This is a genomic window from Rhizobium sp. NLR16a (genome assembly GCF_017948245.1).
In the GTDB taxonomy this organism is placed as follows: Bacteria; Pseudomonadota; Alphaproteobacteria; order Rhizobiales; family Rhizobiaceae; genus Rhizobium.
The window spans coordinates 3389333-3407749 of record NZ_CP072865.1; the positions used below are offsets into that span (position 1 = coordinate 3389333).

General features: G+C 62.2%; 15 protein-coding genes. 7 read left to right on the forward strand and 8 right to left on the reverse strand.

Features of this window, described 5'->3' with window-relative positions:
- Nucleotide 1 precedes the first annotated feature (1 nt).
- The 3 genes from J7U39_RS16400 to J7U39_RS16410 all read right to left on the reverse strand — a co-directional run bounded on the left by J7U39_RS16400 (nt 2) and on the right by J7U39_RS16410 (nt 3866).
- Complete coding sequence (locus J7U39_RS16400) at nt 2-1144, reverse strand: ABC transporter ATP-binding protein (protein ID WP_210629155.1); 1143 nt, start codon at nt 1142-1144, stop codon at nt 2-4.
- 89 nt (nt 1145-1233) lie between these two features.
- Entirely contained in the window at nt 1234-2331 is a 1098-nt protein-coding gene (locus J7U39_RS16405; RefSeq protein WP_064800725.1) for a polyamine ABC transporter substrate-binding protein, read from the reverse strand.
- 125 nt (nt 2332-2456) lie between these two features.
- Nucleotides 2457-3866 (reverse strand): XRE family transcriptional regulator, encoded by a 1410-nt coding sequence (locus tag J7U39_RS16410; protein WP_210629156.1) that lies wholly within the window; start codon nt 3864-3866, stop codon nt 2457-2459.
- A gap of 191 nt (nt 3867-4057) precedes the next feature.
- Here J7U39_RS16410 and aceA point away from each other — a divergent pair, with 191 nt between their 5' ends.
- A complete protein-coding gene (gene aceA / locus J7U39_RS16415; RefSeq protein ID WP_210629157.1) occupies nt 4058-5347 on the forward strand; it encodes an isocitrate lyase in 1290 nt (429 codons plus the stop codon).
- A gap of 21 nt (nt 5348-5368) precedes the next feature.
- Nucleotides 5369-5605: a hypothetical protein gene (locus J7U39_RS16420; protein WP_210629158.1), complete on the forward strand. Its 237-nt coding sequence runs from the start codon at nt 5369-5371 to the stop codon at nt 5603-5605.
- Between the two features lie 112 nt (nt 5606-5717).
- Here J7U39_RS16420 and J7U39_RS16425 read toward each other — a convergent pair whose 3' ends face one another.
- Nucleotides 5718-6587 (reverse strand): LysR family transcriptional regulator, encoded by an 870-nt coding sequence (locus tag J7U39_RS16425; protein ID WP_210629159.1) that lies wholly within the window; start codon nt 6585-6587, stop codon nt 5718-5720.
- Between the two features lie 90 nt (nt 6588-6677).
- Here J7U39_RS16425 and J7U39_RS16430 point away from each other — a divergent pair, with 90 nt between their 5' ends.
- Nucleotides 6678-6929, forward strand: coding sequence for a hypothetical protein (locus J7U39_RS16430; RefSeq protein ID WP_210629160.1), 252 nt, complete (start codon nt 6678-6680; stop codon nt 6927-6929).
- On the opposite strand, the gene J7U39_RS16435 is transcribed toward J7U39_RS16430, so the two are convergent.
- The 4 genes from J7U39_RS16435 to J7U39_RS16450 all read right to left on the reverse strand — a co-directional run bounded on the left by J7U39_RS16435 (nt 6902) and on the right by J7U39_RS16450 (nt 13216).
- Entirely contained in the window at nt 6902-8749 is a 1848-nt protein-coding gene (locus J7U39_RS16435; protein WP_210629161.1) for a methyl-accepting chemotaxis protein, read from the reverse strand. The two genes, J7U39_RS16430 and J7U39_RS16435, sit on opposite strands and share 28 nt — an antisense overlap.
- Nucleotides 8750-8902: 153 nt before the next feature.
- Complete coding sequence (locus tag J7U39_RS16440; RefSeq protein WP_210629162.1) at nt 8903-11434, reverse strand: HAMP domain-containing methyl-accepting chemotaxis protein; 2532 nt, start codon at nt 11432-11434, stop codon at nt 8903-8905.
- A 311-nt stretch (nt 11435-11745) separates the two neighbouring features.
- Entirely contained in the window at nt 11746-11889 is a 144-nt protein-coding gene (locus J7U39_RS16445) for a hypothetical protein (RefSeq protein WP_210629163.1), read from the reverse strand.
- 145 nt (nt 11890-12034) lie between these two features.
- Nucleotides 12035-13216, reverse strand: coding sequence for an NAD(P)/FAD-dependent oxidoreductase (locus J7U39_RS16450; protein ID WP_210629164.1), 1182 nt, complete (start codon nt 13214-13216; stop codon nt 12035-12037).
- A gap of 125 nt (nt 13217-13341) precedes the next feature.
- Between J7U39_RS16450 and J7U39_RS16455 the strand changes: the two genes are divergently transcribed.
- The 4 genes from J7U39_RS16455 to pgl all read left to right on the forward strand — a co-directional run bounded on the left by J7U39_RS16455 (nt 13342) and on the right by pgl (nt 18399).
- Nucleotides 13342-14778, forward strand: coding sequence for a glutamine synthetase family protein (locus tag J7U39_RS16455; protein WP_210629165.1), 1437 nt, complete (start codon nt 13342-13344; stop codon nt 14776-14778).
- Nucleotides 14779-14785: 7 nt separating this feature from the next.
- A complete protein-coding gene (locus J7U39_RS16460) occupies nt 14786-16081 on the forward strand; it encodes an FAD-binding oxidoreductase (protein ID WP_210629166.1) in 1296 nt (431 codons plus the stop codon).
- A gap of 133 nt (nt 16082-16214) precedes the next feature.
- Entirely contained in the window at nt 16215-17690 is a 1476-nt protein-coding gene (gene zwf, locus J7U39_RS16465) for a glucose-6-phosphate dehydrogenase (protein WP_210629167.1), read from the forward strand.
- 10 nt (nt 17691-17700) lie between these two features.
- Nucleotides 17701-18399, forward strand: coding sequence for a 6-phosphogluconolactonase (gene pgl, locus J7U39_RS16470; RefSeq protein ID WP_210629168.1), 699 nt, complete (start codon nt 17701-17703; stop codon nt 18397-18399).
- Nucleotides 18400-18417: the final 18 nt, after the last annotated feature.

Consider the following 18417-nt stretch of genomic DNA (forward strand, 5'->3'; position numbering starts at 1 on the left):
CTCAATCCTTCAGCAGCACGCCGCCATTCTCGTCGAACGAAACCCAGACGTCCTGATCATAGGTGAACGGGTCTTCGACGGAACGCTGCGCGTTGAGGGAAGAAGCTCTGACGAATTTGCCGCTCGGCAGCTTGATATGGAAGACGGTCATGTCGCCGAGATAGCCGATATCCCAGATCTCGCCTTTGGCGGCATTGACCGAGGCATTCGCGGGGGCCGTGCGCGCCACGCGGATCTTTTCCGGGCGGATGGCAAAACCGACCGTTTTGCCGACGGCCGGCGTCTCGGTGGCGGCCGTCCGGATCGTCAGGCCGGTTTCGACCGAAATCTCGACCGCGCCGTTTTCCGACGTCGTCACCTTGCCGTCGAAGATATTCACGTCGCCGATGAAGTCCGCGACGAAGCGGGAATTCGGCGCCTCGTATATTTCGGCCGGCGTTGCCACCTGCACGACCTTGCCGTGGCTCATGACCGCGATGCGGTCGGCCATGGTCATCGCCTCTTCCTGATCGTGGGTGACCACAACGAAGGTGAGACCGAGCGTCTGTTGCAGGTCCATCAGTTCGAACTGAGTTTCCTCGCGCAGCTTCTTGTCGAGCGCGCCAAGCGGTTCGTCGAGCAGCAGCACTTTCGGGCGTTTGGCGAGCGAGCGGGCGAGCGCAACGCGCTGGCGCTGACCGCCGGAGAGCTGGTTCGGTTTGCGTGAGGCAAACTGCTCGAGCTTTACGAGCTTCAGCATCTGCGTCACGCGCTCAGTCATTTCGTCCTTCGGCATGCCGTCCTGCTTGAGGCCGAAGGCGATATTCTTCTCGACGGTCATATGCGGAAAAAGCGCGTAAGACTGGAACATCATGTTGACCGGCCGCTTGTAGGGCGGCGTGCCGGCGAGGTCGGTGCCATCGAGGATGATTTCGCCCGAGGTCGGCTGCTCGAAGCCGGCGAGCATGCGCAGAAGCGTCGACTTGCCGCAGCCGGACGCACCGAGCAGCGCGAAGAACTCGCGGTGATAAATGTTCAGCGACAGATCATCGACGGCGGTGAAATTGCCGAAGCGCTTGGTGACATTCTTGAAGGCTATGAAGGGTTTTGCAGAAGGGTCGGTCCAGGGTGCGAAGGCGCGGCGGATATTGCCCAAAGATTTCATAATATTCCCCGAATATAAGTTTTCAGCCGGCCTCCACCCCGGGCCGGTAATGAAAGGCCCGGACGTTTCCGTCCGGGCCTGGCATCGACTTACTGGCCGGTCACGACCTTCGTCCAGATTCGCGTTGCCGTGCGCTGCGTCTTCGGATCCCACGGCTTGACGGTGAAAAGGTTCTTCATCACCTCGTCGGTCGGATAGACCGCCGGATCTTCCAGCACTTCCTTGCTGACGAACTGCTGCGAGGCCTTGTTGCCGTTGGCATAGAAGGTGTGGTCGCTCGCCTTGGCGATGACCTCGGGCTTCATCAGGTAGTTCAGGAATTCATGCGCTTCGGCCACGTGCTTGGCATCGGCGGGGATTGCCATCATGTCGAACCACATCTGAGCGCCCTGCACGGGGATCGAATAATTGACCTCGACGCCGTTCTTGGCTTCGGCCGCGCGGTCGCGGGCCTGCAGCATGTCGCCGGAATAACCGAAGGCAATGCAGATGTCGCCATTGGCAAGGGCGTTGATATATTCGGACGAGTGGAACTTGCGGATATAGGGGCGCACCGCCGTCAGCAATGCCTCGACCTTCTTGAAATCCTCGGCCTTGGTGGAGTTCGGATCGAGGCCGAGATAACGCAGCGCCGTGGTCATCACGTCCTTCGGCGTGTCGAGCACGTAGATGCCGCAGTCCTTGAACTTTTCGGCGACCTTCGGATCGAAAATCACTTCGAGACCGGGCTTGGCGTCAGGCCCGAGGATTTCAGCGACCTTCTTGACGTTATAGCCGATACCGTCGGTCCCCCACATGTAATCGACGGCGTATTCGTTGCCCGGGTCATAGGAAGCGGTGCGCTGCTGGATCACGTCCCACATGTTGGAAAGGTTCGGCAGCTTCGACTTGTCGAGCTTCTGGAAGACGCCTGCCTGGATCTGGCGCTGCAGGAAGTCGGCGGTGGGAACGACGACGTCATAACCGGTGCCGCCGGCAAGCAGCTTGGTTTCCACCGTCTCGTTCGAATCAAAGGTGTCGTAAACGACCTTGATGCCGGTTTCCTTGGTGAAGTCGGCAAGGATGCTGTCGTCGATATAATCCGACCAGTTGTAAACGTTGACGACGCGCTCCTGCGCAACGGCCGGCGCGGCGGCAAGGAGCGCGGCGATGGCTGCGGCCGTCACGGTTGCGATGGTTGACCTCATGACTTCTCCTGTTTGTTCGAAGAGCCCGCATCCGCGAACCTCTTTTCCCTCTGGTTTTGCCCCGCAGACTAAGAAGGAATTTCTAACCCCACAAGCGCAAAAACTACGCTTTCAATCATTTCACCTCACTGGAAGTCGAAGGCGCTGAGGCCCGCCACCATCTCGTCGAGCCCGAGCGGCCGCGTTACCGGCGGCTCAGCGCGGGAAAGGCAGCCGCGCCGCTCGCAAAGACGACAGGCTGAGCCGATCGCAACCGGATCGAGCGCCGCCCCCTGCCCGTAGACCACGCCATCCGCGAGGGCGGCATCGCAGCCGATCAGAATCGCGGTGCGTCTGATCCTTTCCCCGAATTCGACGCTCGGCCCCTCCAGGGTGCGCGCGACCGTCAGGAAGGAGGCGCCATCCGGCATGACGACGGTCTCGGCGAGAATCTGGCCCGGCTGCAGGAAGGCGGCATGGATATTGAGCTTTGGACAGCCGCCGCCGAAACGGGCCTGCGGAAAGCCCTGGGCGCCGGCGCGCCGCAGCCGATGGCCGGCCGCATCGATCTCGACCAGGAAGAAGGGGATGGCTGCCGCCCCAGGTCGCTGCAGCATCGTCAGACGCGTTGCCGCATGGCCGAAGGAGACGCCGAAACGCGCGCGAAGAATATCGATGTCGTAACGCGTCGCCTTAGCCGCCGACAGGAAGGCCTCGTAGGGCATTGCCAGCGCCAGGGCCGCAATGCGGGCAAGCTCGAAGCGGGCGATGCGGCGCGCCTCGGCGGAAGAAAGCGAGAGATCGTCGAGCTCGGCATCGATGGCCGGCAGCAAGGCAAGGTTTGCGACCTCGACTGAGATTTCGTGCGCACGATCGGCCGGCGACAGCCGTTCCGAAATGAAAAGCCGCATCGAATGCCGATCGAAACGGCGGCGCAGATCCGGCATGACGTGCACGGGCAAGACGCGCATAGCAATGCCGCGTTCGGCGCGCAGCCAGTCCTTCAGCCCCGCCGCAAGATCGAGGCCGCCGGGCACCGTCGCAGCAAAGGCTTCCGCCGCGGTCTCGATCCGTCCGAAATAGCCCGATCGGCGCTCCAGCGTCTCGCGCAGCTCGTCCAGCGGCAGCCGGCCGGCGGCAACGGGCGCATGCCCTTCGGCCGCCATCAGCGCCGTCAGATCGGACAGCCGCGCGGCCTGTTCGCGGTAGGCGCGATAAAGCTTGATCATGCCGCTTGCGGCATTCGGCGCCGCCTCGGCCACCTCCACCAATTCCTGGTCGCCAGGCAGTTCGCCTGATAGCAGCGGGTCGGCGAAGACCTCCTTCAGCTGCCCGAGGCTGCCGCCGGTCTGCCCCCGCAACTCCTCCAGATCGACCCGGTAGACGGCCGCAAGCTTCAGGAGCAGCTGCACCGTCAACGGCCGCTGGTTGCGCTCGATGAGGTTCAGGTAGGAAGGCGAAATCTCCAGCGCCTCGGCCATGGCGGTCTGCGTCAGCGCCAGCGCATTGCGGATGCGCCGCAGTTTAGGGCCTGCGAAGATCTTCCGTTCCGCCATGTCACACCTTTGACAAAGAACAGGAGCGTTTAATTTACAAAATTTTACAAATTCACAGCGCCCCTCTGTCAATCCTCGTCATCTTAACCTTTTTCCAGTGCAGGAATCAAAGGTTTTCCTGGCCAGATCAGCGCAAATTGTCAATCTTGTCATTCATCCATCCAAAGACGATTTTCAGTGAGGAGAGCCGCATGACCGATTTTTACAAGCTTGTCCGAAATGCACCAGCAGGCCGCTTCGACGGTATCGAACGGCCCTATTCGGCCGCTGACGTACAGCGGCTGAGAGGCTCGGTGGCGCTCAGCCATACGCTCGCCGAAATGGGGGCGGGTCGCTTGTGGCAGCTCATTCATCAGGAAGACTTCGTCAATGCGCTTGGCGCGCTCTCCGGCAACCAGGCTATGCAGATGGTGCGCGCCGGGCTGAAGGCGATCTATCTCTCCGGCTGGCAGGTGGCGGCTGACGCCAATACGGCATCGGCGATGTATCCCGACCAGTCGCTTTATCCCGCCAATGCCGGGCCGGAACTCGCCAAGCGCATCAACCGCACGCTGCAGCGGGCCGATCAGATCGAGACAGCTGAGGGCAACGGCCTTACCGTCGAGACCTGGTTTGCGCCGATCGTTGCCGATGCGGAAGCCGGTTTCGGAGGACCGCTCAACGCCTTCGAGATCATGAAGGCCTATATCGAGGCGGGTGCGGCGGGCGTCCATTTCGAGGATCAGCTCGCTTCGGAGAAGAAATGCGGCCATCTCGGCGGCAAGGTGCTGATCCCGACAGCCGCCCATATCCGCAATCTCGACGCCGCCCGGCTTGCCGCCGACGTCATGGGCGTGGCGACGCTGGTCATCGCCCGCACCGATGCGGAGGCAGCAAAACTGCTGACGTCTGATATCGATGAGCGCGACCAGCCCTTCGTCGACTATGATGCCGGGCGCACGGTCGAGGGATTCTACCAGGTCAGAAACGGCATCGAGCCCTGCATCGCCCGTGCCGTCGCCTATGCGCCGCATTGCGACCTGATCTGGTGCGAGACCTCCAAGCCGGATCTGGAGCAGGCGCGCCGTTTTGCCGAAGGTGTGCACAAGGTCCATCCGGGCAAGCTGCTCGCCTATAATTGCTCGCCTTCCTTCAACTGGAAGAAAAATCTTGACGAGGCGACGATCGCAAAGTTCCAGCGCGAACTCGGCGCGATGGGCTACAAGTTCCAGTTCATCACGCTCGCGGGCTTCCACCAGCTGAACTATGGCATGTACGAGCTGGCGCGCGGCTACAAGCAGCGGCAGATGTCGGCCTATTCCGAACTGCAGCAGGCCGAATTCGCCGCAGAGGCGAACGGCTATACCGCCACCAAGCATCAACGCGAGGTCGGCACCGGCTATTTCGACTCCGTGTCGCTCGCCATCACCGGCGGCCGGTCTTCGACTACGGCAATGCACGATTCAACCGAACATGCGCAGTTCAAACCGGCTGCGGAATGAGCGCAAGAGGAGGATAAGATCATGGCATCCATCGCACGCGTCCGGGAGCGGGCCGAGCAGCAGGCATCGAGCATGAGCGAGGATCAACAGACGACGATCCGCATGCTCGCCAACGACCTGCATCGGCTGAACCAATCCGTCATGAAGGCCGTCGAGGCCGGCGTTTCGGTCGAACTGGTGCGCTCGGCTCGTCATCACGGCGGCGACGGCAACTGGGGCGACCTGTTGATCCCGGTTGTCGTCACCAACCGGCACTGACGAAACAGCCGGCAGCTCGGGCACATCGCTCGATCTGCCCTCGATCACAGCGTCCGCGCCTCGAAAGAAGGCGCGGACGCCTTATCGTCTTTCAGTCTTTCCAGCCTCGGCATCAGCCGCGGCTTGGACGCTTGCCGGCGAAGAGATCGGCATAGCTTCGGATCAGCCTGGTCATGCGGTCGGCGACCGTGCGGATCTCCGGGCGATGGCGATCCTCGGCATTCATGACGATCCATTGGCGGTGGCGCAATTCCGGCAGTTCGCTGCCCTGGCGCTGCAAATCGGGATGGAGATCGCCGACGAAACAGGGAAGCACTGTTTTGCCGGCGCCGGCGCGCACCAGATCCGGCAGCGAACGCGGCCGGTTAACCGTGGCGACGATCTCGGCGGCGGCATGGGCATGCGGCCAGCGCAGATAGGACGAGATCGCGTCCTCCTCGCCGACGGCTATCCAGCGCTCGTCCGGTTCGGCGGCGTTGCGCCTGCTATAGACCGCATAGGCCACCTCGCCGAGCTGGCGGGCGGCAAGATTGCCCTCCTCCGGCTCGAAGGCGCGAATGCCGATATCGCTCTCGCGATAGGCAAGGCTTGCCCGCGCCTCGCCGATTGTGAGAGCAACGGCGAAGGCATCGCCCGGCATGCGGATTGCGGCGAAATTCTCCGTCAACAGCCAGGCGACCCAGGTGCCGGCGGCGATCCGGACGGTCGTGCCACCCTCCCCGGACTGCCGCCAGGCTTCGACCTTGCGGGCGGCCGCCTCCATCTCTTGAAGGTGATCGAGCAGTGCCTGGCCGTCGCCAGTCAGCCGATAACCGGTCTGGCTGCGGGAAAACAAGGTGCGGCCGACCTCCTGTTCGAGATCGAGCATGCGCCGGCCGACGGTCGCCGGGCTGAGCCCGCTTGCGGCACTGGCTCCCGTCAGGCCGCCAAGCCGGGCGACCTGCAGGAAAAGCTGATAGGAATCCCAATTCGCGTTTTTCATCAGTGAAAAACATAGCGTGGATTTGCCTGTTTATGAAGAGAAATTCGATGCTTAAATCCAGGGATGTACTCGAGTAGGAAAGGACATCCCATGTTCGATATGATCACCATCGCAGGCGTCCACGGATTTCGGCATCATTGCGGTCCGAGCAACAGCAAGGCCGACGAGGATCGGTTCTATGCCGAGTTCGGAGACAGCGGCATCATTCGCTTTGCAGCTTGGCTGACCTCGCTCGACCTCATGCTCAAGCGTGTCGCCCCAACGGAAAGACGCCGCAAAGTTGCGGCGCAATCCTGCGGCAGCGGCCGCGCTCCTCAGGCGACCTTCCTTGCGCCGCGGTGAGCGGCCGCGGGCTCTACGCCGATGCGGAAACGCTCGATCAGCGCCATCAGCGTATCGGCCTCGCCGGCAAGCAGGCGGCTTGCCTGCGTCGTCTCGGCAACCATCGAGGCGTTCTTCTGGGTCATCTGGTCCATGGCGTTGACCGAACTGTTGACCTCCTGCAGCGCGGCCGCCTGGTCGCGGTTGGCGGTGGCGATGGTCTCGACATGGCCGCTGATTGCGATGATCTCCTGGCTGATCGAAGCAAGGACGCTGCCAGTCTTCTGGACGAGCTCCGAGCCGGCCGTGACTTCGCGGCTTGATGTCTCGATCAGCGACTTGATCTCGCGCGCCGCATCGGCCGAGCGCTGGGCGAGTTCGCGGACCTCCTGGGCGACGACGGCAAAACCCTTGCCCGCCTCGCCGGCGCGCGCCGCCTCGATGCCGGCATTCAGCGCCAGAAGGTTGGTCTGGAAGGCGATGTCGTCGATCACCTCAATGATCTGCTCGATACGCTGCGAGGCTCCTTCGATACGCTCCATGGCGGCGACGGCATCGCCGACCACGGTGCCGGAATTGTCGGCCGTCTTCTTGGTCGCGGCGACGACGCTGTTGGCTTCGCGGGCACGCTCGGCGGAGGAGCGAACCGTGACCGTAATCTCCTCCACCGCGGCGGCGGTCTCCTCCAGGCTCGCCGCCTGCGCCTCGGTGCGCTTCGAAAGCTCGCCGGCGGAGGCCGAAACGGCGCTGCTGTTGCGCTGGATCGTCGAGGCGCTGTCGCGGATGCCGGAGAGCGTATCCTGGAGCCGGAGCAGCGATGCGTTGAAATCGACGCGCAGTTGTTCCAGCCGGCCGATAAAGGGCGTGCCGATCGTTTGCGAGACATCACCCTGGGACAGGCGCCCGAGGCCAGCCGCCAGCTGGCTGACGGCAAAATCGATCTGGCTGTCGAGCGAGCGCTTGTCAGCATCGTTGCGGGCGCGTTCGGCATCACCCAAGGCGCGCTGTTCGACTGCCTGCGTTTCCAGATTGCGCCTGGCACGGGCGCTGTCACGGAAGAGCGCAAGAGCCCGGCCGATTTCGCCGAACTCATTCTTCTTCTCGAGACAGGGGATCGCGCCGTCAAGATCGCCCGAGGAGATCGAGTGGACGTTCGCCGTCAGCGCCTGCAGGGGCCGCACCGACAGGCGGATCGCATAGAAGGCGAGAACGCCGACGAGCAGCATGACGACGGCGCCGATGCCGAGAACCAGGATCAGCAGCTCATTCATGCGTTGATAATAGAACTCCATCGGGATGCCGATGAAGATTATGCCGACATTGACGTTCGACGCGTTCTTGATCGGGAAATAGCCTGTCATGAATTTGCGGCCGAATAGCTCGGCGGGTCCGTAATAGGCCTCGCCCCGGGCGAGAACCGCCTGGGCCGGGTGCTCGGCTGCAAGCTTGGTGCCGAGGGCGCGGTCGCCGTTTTCCTTCTTGACGTTGGTGGAGATGCGAACGTAGTCGCTGCCCTGCTTTTGGAAGATCGTCGCGACACCGGCGATCGACTGCGCGGTGCGGTCGACAAGCGAATGATCGGCAAGGGCCGGAACCGCGTCCTCGGTGACGGCGGCAAGCTGATTATTCATCACCTCGATCTTCGCGGCCGGATCAGCCGCGCCGTAAAGGACAGCCATGGCGCGGGCGGCGTTCCGGGCATCCGAGACAGCCCCGTCCATCACATGGCGGCTCAGATTGTAATAGGTCGCGCCGACGATAGCGGCCGTGCTGATCGCCAGCAGAAACAGCGTGATCGCCACGATCTGGCTGACAATAGATGTAGAGAAAAGGCGCAGCATGAAAAACCCCCGGCCGGCAACAAGGGCTAAATTAGAGGAAAAGCGTTAAGGAAAATTTTCCGTAAATCAGGGCGGCAGTGAGCGCGATTCTGGAACAAAAGAAAACGGCCCCGGGAAGAGCCGGGGCCGTTTGGATGAGAAAAGGATCAGCGATCAGGCGGCGCGGTAGACCTGGGCCTCGGCCGCCTCGCCGTGGATCTTGAACTGCTGGATGAGGCGGCGCAGCGCATCGGCCTCGTCGGCGAGTTCGCGGCTGGCAGCGGTCGTCTCCTCGACCATGGCGGCGTTCTTCTGCGTCATCTGATCCATCTGGTTGACCGTCGAGTTGACGCTCTGCAGCGCGTTGGACTGATCGTGGCTGGCACGGGCGATCATCTCGACATGCTGGCTGATCGTGACGATCTGTGCGCTGATCTTCGCAAGCACGGTGCCGGTTTCCTGGACGAATTGCGAGCCGGAACTGACCTCGCTGGTCGACTTGTTGATCAGCCCCTTGATCTCCTGCGCGGCAGCGGCGGAGCGCTGAGCGAGTTCGCGGACTTCCATGGCGACGACTGCAAAGCCCTTGCCGGCCTCCCCGGCGCGCGCTGCCTCGATGCCGGCGTTGAGCGCCAGCAAATTGGTCTGGAAGGCAATCTCGTCGATGACGCCGATGATCTGCTCGATCTGACGCGAGGCTTCCTCGATGCGGCCCATGGCGTCGATCGCATTGCTGACGACGACGGCGGAATCGTCGGCGCTGCGCTTGGCCTGGCGGACGATCTGGTCGGCATCCTTGGCGCGTTCGGCCGACGAGCGGACCGTGACGGTGATCTGATCGACGGCGGCGGCGGTCTCTTCGAGCGAGGCGGCCTGCTGTTCCGTGCGCTTGGAGAGATCCTCGGCCGAATGGGCCATCTGGTTGCCGTTGCCCTGGATCAATTCGACGTTGTCACGGATCTGGCTCATCGTCGCCTGCAGGCGCAGCATCGAGCCGTTGAAATCCTGGCGCAGCTGTTCGAGACGGCCGATGAAGGGTGTCGCGATCGTCGTCGAGATATCGCCCTGCGACATGCGCTCGAGGCCGGCGGCGAGTGCGTTGACCGCGAATTCGATCTGGCGATCCATCTCGCGCTTTTCGGCATCGTTGCGCTGGCGCTCGTGTTCGGCGGCAGCGCGCTCCTCGTCGCTCTGTTCTTCTATGCGGATCTTCGAGATGGCGTTTTCTTTGAAGATGCCGAGTGCCCGGGCCATGTCGCCGATTTCGTCGTGGCGCTGCTCGCCCGATATGCTGGTATCCAGCGCGCCTTCGGCGATGCGGCGCATGGCGCCGGTGATCTGGCTGATCGGACGCTGCAGCGTCAGCACCAGAGCGATGCCGCCGAGGATCGACAGGAGGATGCCGAGGCCGGTGGTCATGACGGAGATGCTGTTTGCCTGGGTGCGCTCGGTGCCGGCCGTCTGCTTCTGCAGTTCGGCGAAATCGGTGAGCTTCTTCCAGATGCCGTCGAGTTCCTGGCGGGCCGCTGCATAGGCCGTGACGCGCTCGCCGATCGTATCGACGATCTTCGAGCCGCCGCCGGAAATGGCGTCGAGCGCCGGCTTGATCGCCTCCGATATGCCTTCGGCAAAACCCATGCCCTTGGCGCTTGTTGTTAGCACTTCCATGTCCTTGCCGAGCGTGCCGGTCTGCTGTTGCAGACGGACGAGATTTTCCTTGCTTGAATTGGCGAGGAAATCGGAAAGGACGATCTGCAGCGCGTAGACGGAGTTTTCGAGACGCCGCGTATCCTGAAGGACGGAATTGGTCTGGGCGATGCGGCCTTCCAGTTCGGCGAAACGCTGTGTCGCCTCACGCATCTTCTGCGTCGCGGTGAGCTGCGTATAGGTCGAGGTCTGGCGGAAGCGGGACACGAGACGACCGAGCTCGGTGATGTTTTCCTCCGTCGGGCTGGGCATCTCGGCGATCTGCTTGATGCTGTCGATGGTCGCAGCCAGCGAATCGATGACATTCTTCTGGTTGGTGGGGACCGAGATTGCGATCAGCCGCTGGGACTTCATGATCTCCGGCAGCTGTTCCTTGATGTAGGCGATCTTTTCCTCAGGCGTCTGCGGCTTGCTGTAACCGCTGGCGACGCTGCCAAGGAAATCGCCGCCCTTCAGCAGGCGGTCGGCCGTGCGCAGCGTGATCGTGGCGGCGCCCTCGTCGCGCTGAAGCGCGGTCTGCAGTTCATCGGCCTGATAGGAGACCGTGAAGCGGGTGCTGATCAGGCTCTTCTGCGCCGCGTCGATCTGCTCGTGCAGCTTCTGCTCCTGCTCGTGCAGGCCCCAGAGCTTGTCGACGACGCCGGAAATATCCTTGGTGCGGCGCGATGCCTCGGCAAGGCTGTCGCGGCCGGCGGCCTCTTCTCCGACCTGATCCAGCGTCTGGTCTAGCACGCCCTGCTGGGTCTTCAGATCCGACAGCAGCTTGTCGCGCGCCTCGGGGCTGGTGACGCGCAGGAAATCGTCCATCGAACCGTAGAGATCCTTGAATCCGCTCAGCGACTGCAGCACGCTGTTGGATATTTCCATGCGGCCCTGGAGAAGCCCGGATGCGTAAAGGCCGGTCAAGCCCACCGCCGAAATGGTGACGACAAAGGGCAGAACGAAGATCAGAACCTTGGTCTTGATCCTGAAGCGGGAAAGAATCTTGTCAATCAACATGGCGTTCCGAGCCTTTCATACACTACTCCTCCCGCGGGCAGCCATAAGGCGCGCCAGCCGAGTGCACATCGAACTATTCTCTTTCCATCGGGGAACCTGGAGGCCAGGCGGCAGTCATTGCCGGTTCATGTCCAAGCAGAGTTGGAAACGCCCAAATAATCGCGGGCAATAGTGTCAGATTAGATATTAATTTTCAGATAAGCGGTCATGGTGACTTAAGCCAAGGCGGTGAAATAATTGCAGATTATGCGCCACGCAGCCGCAGTGTTGCGAACGGGGGCCGCAAGTTTGCTTGTCGACGCTCGGCAGGATCAGATGAGGTGAGCGAGCAGCAGCGCCAAGCTGGCGGCGGTCGCGCCGGCTGCGAGCATCAGGTATCGCAGGGTGGCGATGCGGGCGTCGGGTTTTGCCTGGGCGATTGCGATGGCGCGGGCGCGTCGTGCGTTTCTGTTCATGCTCGAAACCTCACTTTTGTGACACAACAGTCCAACAAAAAGGCCTGCCGGTAAAGCTTAATTTGGGAAAAGCTTTCAGAGCCGGCAATTGAGACAGGATGGCGCACCTCTCTTAAGAAGTCTTGAATCGTTATACCGGATATTTCTATGCGCATTCGCCGGCGGCAAAGCCGGAAGCCCAGGCCCATTGGAAATTATAGCCGCCGAGCCAGCCGGTGACGTCGACACATTCCCCGACGAAATAAAGGCCTGGAACGGTCTTTGCTTCCATGCTGCGGGAATCGAGCGCCGCCGTGTCGATGCCGCCGAGCGTCACTTCGGCGGTGCGGTAGCCTTCAGAGCCGGACGGTTTGATGATCCAGTTCTGGGCGCTGGCGGCCAGCCGCTGCAGCGCCTTGTCGGGCAGATCGGCCATATTGCCGGCGATCTTTTCCCGCTCGACGAGAAACTGGGCCAGCCGCTTCGGCAGGATATCGCCGAGAGCTGTCTGGGCCGACTGGCGGCCTTTCAACTGCTTTGCCGTCTTCAGCTGCGCTGATATGTCGACATCCGGCTCGACCGCGACAACGATTTCATCGCCCTCCCGCCAGTAGGACGAGATCTGCAGGATGGCGGGACCGCTTAAGCCCCGATGGGTAAACAGCAGCGCTTCGCGAAAAGCGGTGCGGCCATGGCGGATTTCGGCAGGTGCGGAAATGCCGGCAAGCGGCGCTAAGCTTGCAAGCAGGCCGGGATCGAGCGTCAGCGGCACGAGACCCGGGCGGGTTTCGAGCACGGCCAGGCCGAACTGCTCGGCAAGGCGATAGGCAAAGCCGGTGGCGCCCATCTTCGGGATCGATTTGCCGCCGGTCGCAACGATGAGAGAGGATGCCTCGAAGACGCTTTCGCCCGTGGAGACGCGGAAGCCAGCCTCACTTCTCTCGACACCTGATATTTCGGTGCCGAGATGCAGGCCCGCGCCGGCCGCGCGCATCTCGTCCAGCAGCATGCGGATGATGTCCTTGGCGCTGTCGTCGCAGAACAATTGGCCGAGCGTCTTTTCGTGCCAGGCAATGCCGTGTCGGTCGACCATGGCGATGAAATCGGCGGGCGTGAAACGGGCAAGCGCCGACTTGCAGAAATGCGGATTGGCGGACAGGAAATTCTTCGGCTCGGCATGGATATTGGTGAAATTGCAGCGACCGCCGCCCGATATGCGGATCTTCTCGCCAGGCACCTTCGCGTGGTCGATGACGACGACCGAGCGGCCGCGTTTACCCGCGCGAATGGCCGCCATCATGCCGGCGGCTCCGGCGCCGATGATGATGACGTCGCTTTTGTGCTGCAAACCCTTTTCCCCAATCCAACCGGCGTCTTCTTTTCCATCAAAGGGCGAAAGTCAACGTTCTCAACCCCTCGCCAATTGGCAAACTCCGGCTATGATGGCGCCACGATCAACCAAACCGGTGTGTCATGTCCCCAAAAAAGACGACGCTGAAGCCTGCCAGAAACGTACCCGCCTCGACGAAAACACCTCCGGACCCCGGATCCCTGCGCGGCGTTGCGAACTGGAAGGAAGCGGCGCAGTGGCTGAGGGCCAGGGGCATCGAAGACATCGAATGCATCACGCCGGACCTTGCCGGCGTGCCGCGCGGCAAGATGATGCCGAGTTCCAAATTTACCTCCAACACCTCGCTGGCGCTGCCTTCGGCGATCTACCGGCATACGATTTCCGGCGAGTATCCGGAGGAGACGGAGAGCTTCCGATACGAGCCGCGCGACAGCGACCTGAAGCTGATGCCCGACCTTTCGACGCTTTCGGTCGTCCCCTGGGAGACCGACCCGACGGCCCAGGTGATCTGCGACATCGTCGATTCGGACGGCGGGGAAGTGCCCTATACGCCGCGCAACGTCTTGAAGCGGATCATGAGCCTCTATCACGACCGCGGCTGGAAGCCGATCGTGGCGCCGGAGATCGAGTTCTATCTGGTCGCCAAGAATGACGACCCCGACTATCCGCTGCATCCGCCGAAAGGCCGCTCCGGCCGCTCGATCCTCGGCGGCCAGGGCTATTCGATCGCCGGCATCAACGAGTTCGACGAACTGATCGACGATATCTACCACTTCTCCGAAAAGCAGGGGCTGGAGATCGATACGCTGATCCACGAGGAGGGACCGGCGCAGCTCGAGATCAACCTGCGCCATGGCAATCCGATCGAGCTTGCCGACCAGGTGTTCCTGTTCAAGCGCACGATCCGCGAGGCGGCGCTGAAGCACGACATCTACGCGACCTTCATGGCCAAGCCGATGCAGGGGCAGCCGGGCTCGGCGATGCATATCCACCAATCGGTGGTCAATATCGAGACGGGTAGGAACGTCTTCTCTAATCCGGACGGATCGGCCTCGAAGGAATTTTTCCATTTCATCGGCGGCATGCAGAAATTCGTGCCGAGCGCGATGGCGATGCTGGCCCCCTATGTGAATTCCTACCGCCGCCTGCAGCCCGACATGTCCTGCCCGGTCAACAATGCCTGGGGCTACGACAACCGGACGACCGCCTTCCGCGTCCCGGTTTCCGATCCGCAGGCGCGGCGGGTGGAAAACCGGCTGCCGAGTTCGGACGCCAATCCCTATCTGGCGCTCGCAGCCTCGCTCGCCGCCGGCCTGCTCGGCATCATGAGGCAGATCGAGCCGACGGCGCCGACCGAGGATTCGGCCAATGAAGGTTCGATCGACCTGCCGCGCGGTCTGCTGGAAGCCGTGGCGCTGATGGAGGACGAGCTCGCCTTCGAAGAGGTGTTCGGCAAGCAGTTCATCGGCCTTTACGCCGGCGTCAAGCGCGGCGAGTTCGAGACCTTCATGCAGGTGATCAGTCCCTGGGAGCGGGAGTTTCTTCTGCTCAACGTGTGAGGATATCATGGCGTCGCAGGAGATGTGGCAAAGCCCGATTGCGCCCGGGCTATCCTGGTACCAGGCAAACGTCGGGGGGCGGCCGACCTACGCCGCTCTCGACGGCTCGAGGACATGCGACGTCGCCATTGTCGGCGGCGGCTATACCGGCCTGCAGGCCGCCTACAACCTCGCCAAGTCGGGCGTTTCGGTGGTGCTGATCGAGGCATGGCGCTTCGGCGACGGAGCCTCCGGGCGCAATGGCGGCCAGCTCGGCACCGGCCAGCGGTGGTGGCCGGAAGAGCTTGAGGAAAAGATCGGCTACGAACGCTCGAAGGCGCTGTTCGATGTCGCCGAGGCGGCCAAGCGCCATCTTCTCGATTTCGCCAGGGAACATCAGATCGAGATCGATTACGTGCCTGGCCAGCTCAACGTCGCGCACAAGGCAAGCTACGAACGCGACTATCGTGAGAATGCGGAAATCGCCGCTGAGCGTTACGGCTATCCGCATTTGCGCTTCATGGACCGGAAGGAAACGCAGGAGCGGCTCGGCTCAAACCGTTTCCACTGCGGCGTGCGTGATGTCGGCACCGGCCATATTCATCCGCTGAAGCTGCTCATCGGGCTGGCGCGGGTGGCCTCCAATGCCGGCGCTGATATCTTCGAGATGACCCCTGCAAAGGCGATCCGCCAAACCGGCGGCAAGGTGATGATCGAAACCGAAAGGGGAACGATCACCGCCGACCGGGCGCTGATCGCCTGCAACGGTCATATCGGCAATCTGGAGCCGGTGACGGCAAGTCATGTCATGCCAATCCGCTCCTTTATCGGCGCCACCGTTCCGCTTGAGGCCTATCCCGATGTGCTGCCGGGAGGCGAAGCTGTCGCCGATTCGCGCTTCGTCGTTCGCTATTTCCGCAAAGTCGAAGGCCGCCTGCTGTTCGGTGGCCGCGAGGTCTATACGGCGGACAATCCCCGGGACATATCGCGGCACATCCGACGGCAGATCGGCGAGGTCTATCCTGGCTTGAAGGATATCCAGATCACCCATGCCTGGGGCGGCAGCGTCGGAATCACCATGCCGCGCCAGCTTTTCGTGCGCGATGTGATGCCCGGCGTCACCTCGATCGGTGGTTACTCCGGCCATGGCGTCATGCTGTCAAACTACTGTGGCAGGCTCTATGCGGAAACGGTGCTTGGCAAATCCGGCGATCTCGACCTGTTCAGATCGCTCGATATTCCTGCCTTTCCCGGCGGAGCCCGGATGCGGGCGCCGCTGCTTTTCCTCGCCTTGTCGTGGTTTGCGCTTCGCGACAAGTTTTAGTCCGATTGCGGATTTCCTCTTCCGGCAATTCGCTCTAAAACCGGAGCCCGACAGATTCATTGCACTGCACACTGGCTTTTTTAAATCGATTAGATTAAAAGGGCCGCAACCAGCCTGATTGAGAGACAAGCTCATGAGCAGCCAGATCATTCCCGTTGAGCCCTTTGATTGCGTCGTCTTCGGCGGCAGCGGCGACCTTGCCGAGCGGAAGCTTTTGCCCGCGCTCTACCATCGCCAGATCGAGGGCCAGTTCAAGGAGCCGACGCGTATCATCGGCGCCTCGCGCAGCCCGCTTTCGCATGAGGAATATCGCAAGTTCGCCAGGGACGCGCTGAAGGAACACCTGAAGAAAGGTGAATACGACGAAGACGAGGTCGAGAAGTTCTGTGCCCGCCTCTATTATGTTTCAGTCGACGCCCGCACGGACACCGGCTGGGATGAGCTGAAAAAGCTGCTCGACGAAAGCAAGGATCGGGTGCGCGGCTTCTATCTGGCGGTTGCACCTGGCATCTTCGGCGACATTTCGCAAAAGATCCATGATCACAAGCTGATCACCAAGTCGACCCGCATCGTCGTCGAAAAACCGATCGGCCGCGACCTCGCCTCGGCGCTGCAGCTCAACGACACGATCGGCCGCGTCTTCAAGGAAGAGCAGATCTTCCGCATCGACCACTATCTCGGCAAGGAGACGGTGCAGAACCTGATGGCGCTGCGTTTTGCCAACGCGCTCTATGAGCCGCTGTGGAACGCCAACTACATCGATCATGTGCAGATCACCGTGGCGGAATCGGTCGGCCTCGAAGGCCGCGCCGGCTATTACGATACCGCCGGTGCGCTGCGCGACATGGTGCAGAACCACATCCTGCAGCTGCTCTGCCTGACCGCGATGGAAGTGCCCTCGTCGATGGATTCGGAAGCCGTTCGCGACGAGAAGCTGAAGGTGCTGCGCGCCCTGAAGCCGCTCGACGCTTCCAATGTCGAGCAGGCGACGGTTCGCGGCCAGTACCGGGCCGGTGCATCGAGCAGCGGCCCGGTCAAGGGTTATCTCGAAGAGCTCGAAGGCGGCGTCTCCAACACCGAGACCTTCGTCGCCATCAAGGCGGAGATCAACAACTGGCGCTGGGCGGGTGTGCCCTTCTACATCAGAACCGGCAAGCGCCTTACCGGGCGCATGTCGGAAATCGTCATCACCTTCAAGCCGATCCCGCATGCGATCTTCGACCAGGCGGCCGGGCGCATTGTCGCCAACCAGCTGATCATTCGCCTGCAGCCGGATGAGGGGGTCAAGCAGTCGCTGATGATCAAAGATCCGGGTCCGGGCGGCATGCGCCTGCGCAGCGTATCGCTCGACATGAGCTTCGCCCAGGCCTTCAATGTCCGCAATCCCGACGCCTACGAGCGCCTGCTAATGGACGTGATCCGCTCCAACCAGACATTGTTCATGCGCCGCGACGAAGTCGAGGCCGCATGGAGGTGGGTGGATCCGATCCTCAAGGGTTGGGAAACGACCGGCCAGCAGGTGCAGGGCTATACGGCCGGCACCTGGGGCCCGAGCCAGGCCATCGCGCTGATCGAGCGCGACGGCCGCACCTGGCATGACGACATATAGGACGACACCGATGGCATCGAACCTGCATTCCTTCGCCAGTGCTGCCGACCTCGCCGACAGCCTCGCCGACACGGTCGCCGACAGGCTTTCGGCGGCAATCGCCGCCCGCGGTGCGGCGTCCATCGCCGTTTCCGGCGGTTCGACGCCGAAGGCCTTCTTCCAGGCGCTTTCGACACGCGACATCGCCTGGGACAAAGTGACGATCACGCTGGTGGACGAACGTTTCGTGCCGGCCGACAATGCCCGCTCGAACCACCTGCTGGTCGATGCCAACCTTCTTCAGAACAAGGCAAAAGCGGCGCGTTTCGTGCCGCTTTACCAGCCGGCATCCTCCGTCGAGGAGGCCGCACGGCTTGCGACGGAAAAAAGCGACGAAATCGGAATACCCTTCGACGTCGTCATCCTCGGCATGGGCGGCGACGGCCACACGGCTTCGTTCTTCCCCGGCGGCAGCAATCTTGCCCGGGCGCTCGACGCGTCGACGCCGCGCGGCGTCATCACCATGGAAGCGGAAGGAGCCGGCGAGCCGCGCCTGACCTTCACCTTCTCCAGTCTTCAGGATGCCGCACTCCTGGTGCTCCATATTGAGGGCGAAGGCAAAAAAGACGTTCTCGCAAAGGCGGAAGGCAGCGGTGACGAGGCAGAAATGCCGATCCGCGCCGTTCTGCGCCGGGCCACTTCCCCGGTCGAGATCTACTGGGCTCCCTGATCGGCCCCAGACCGGATC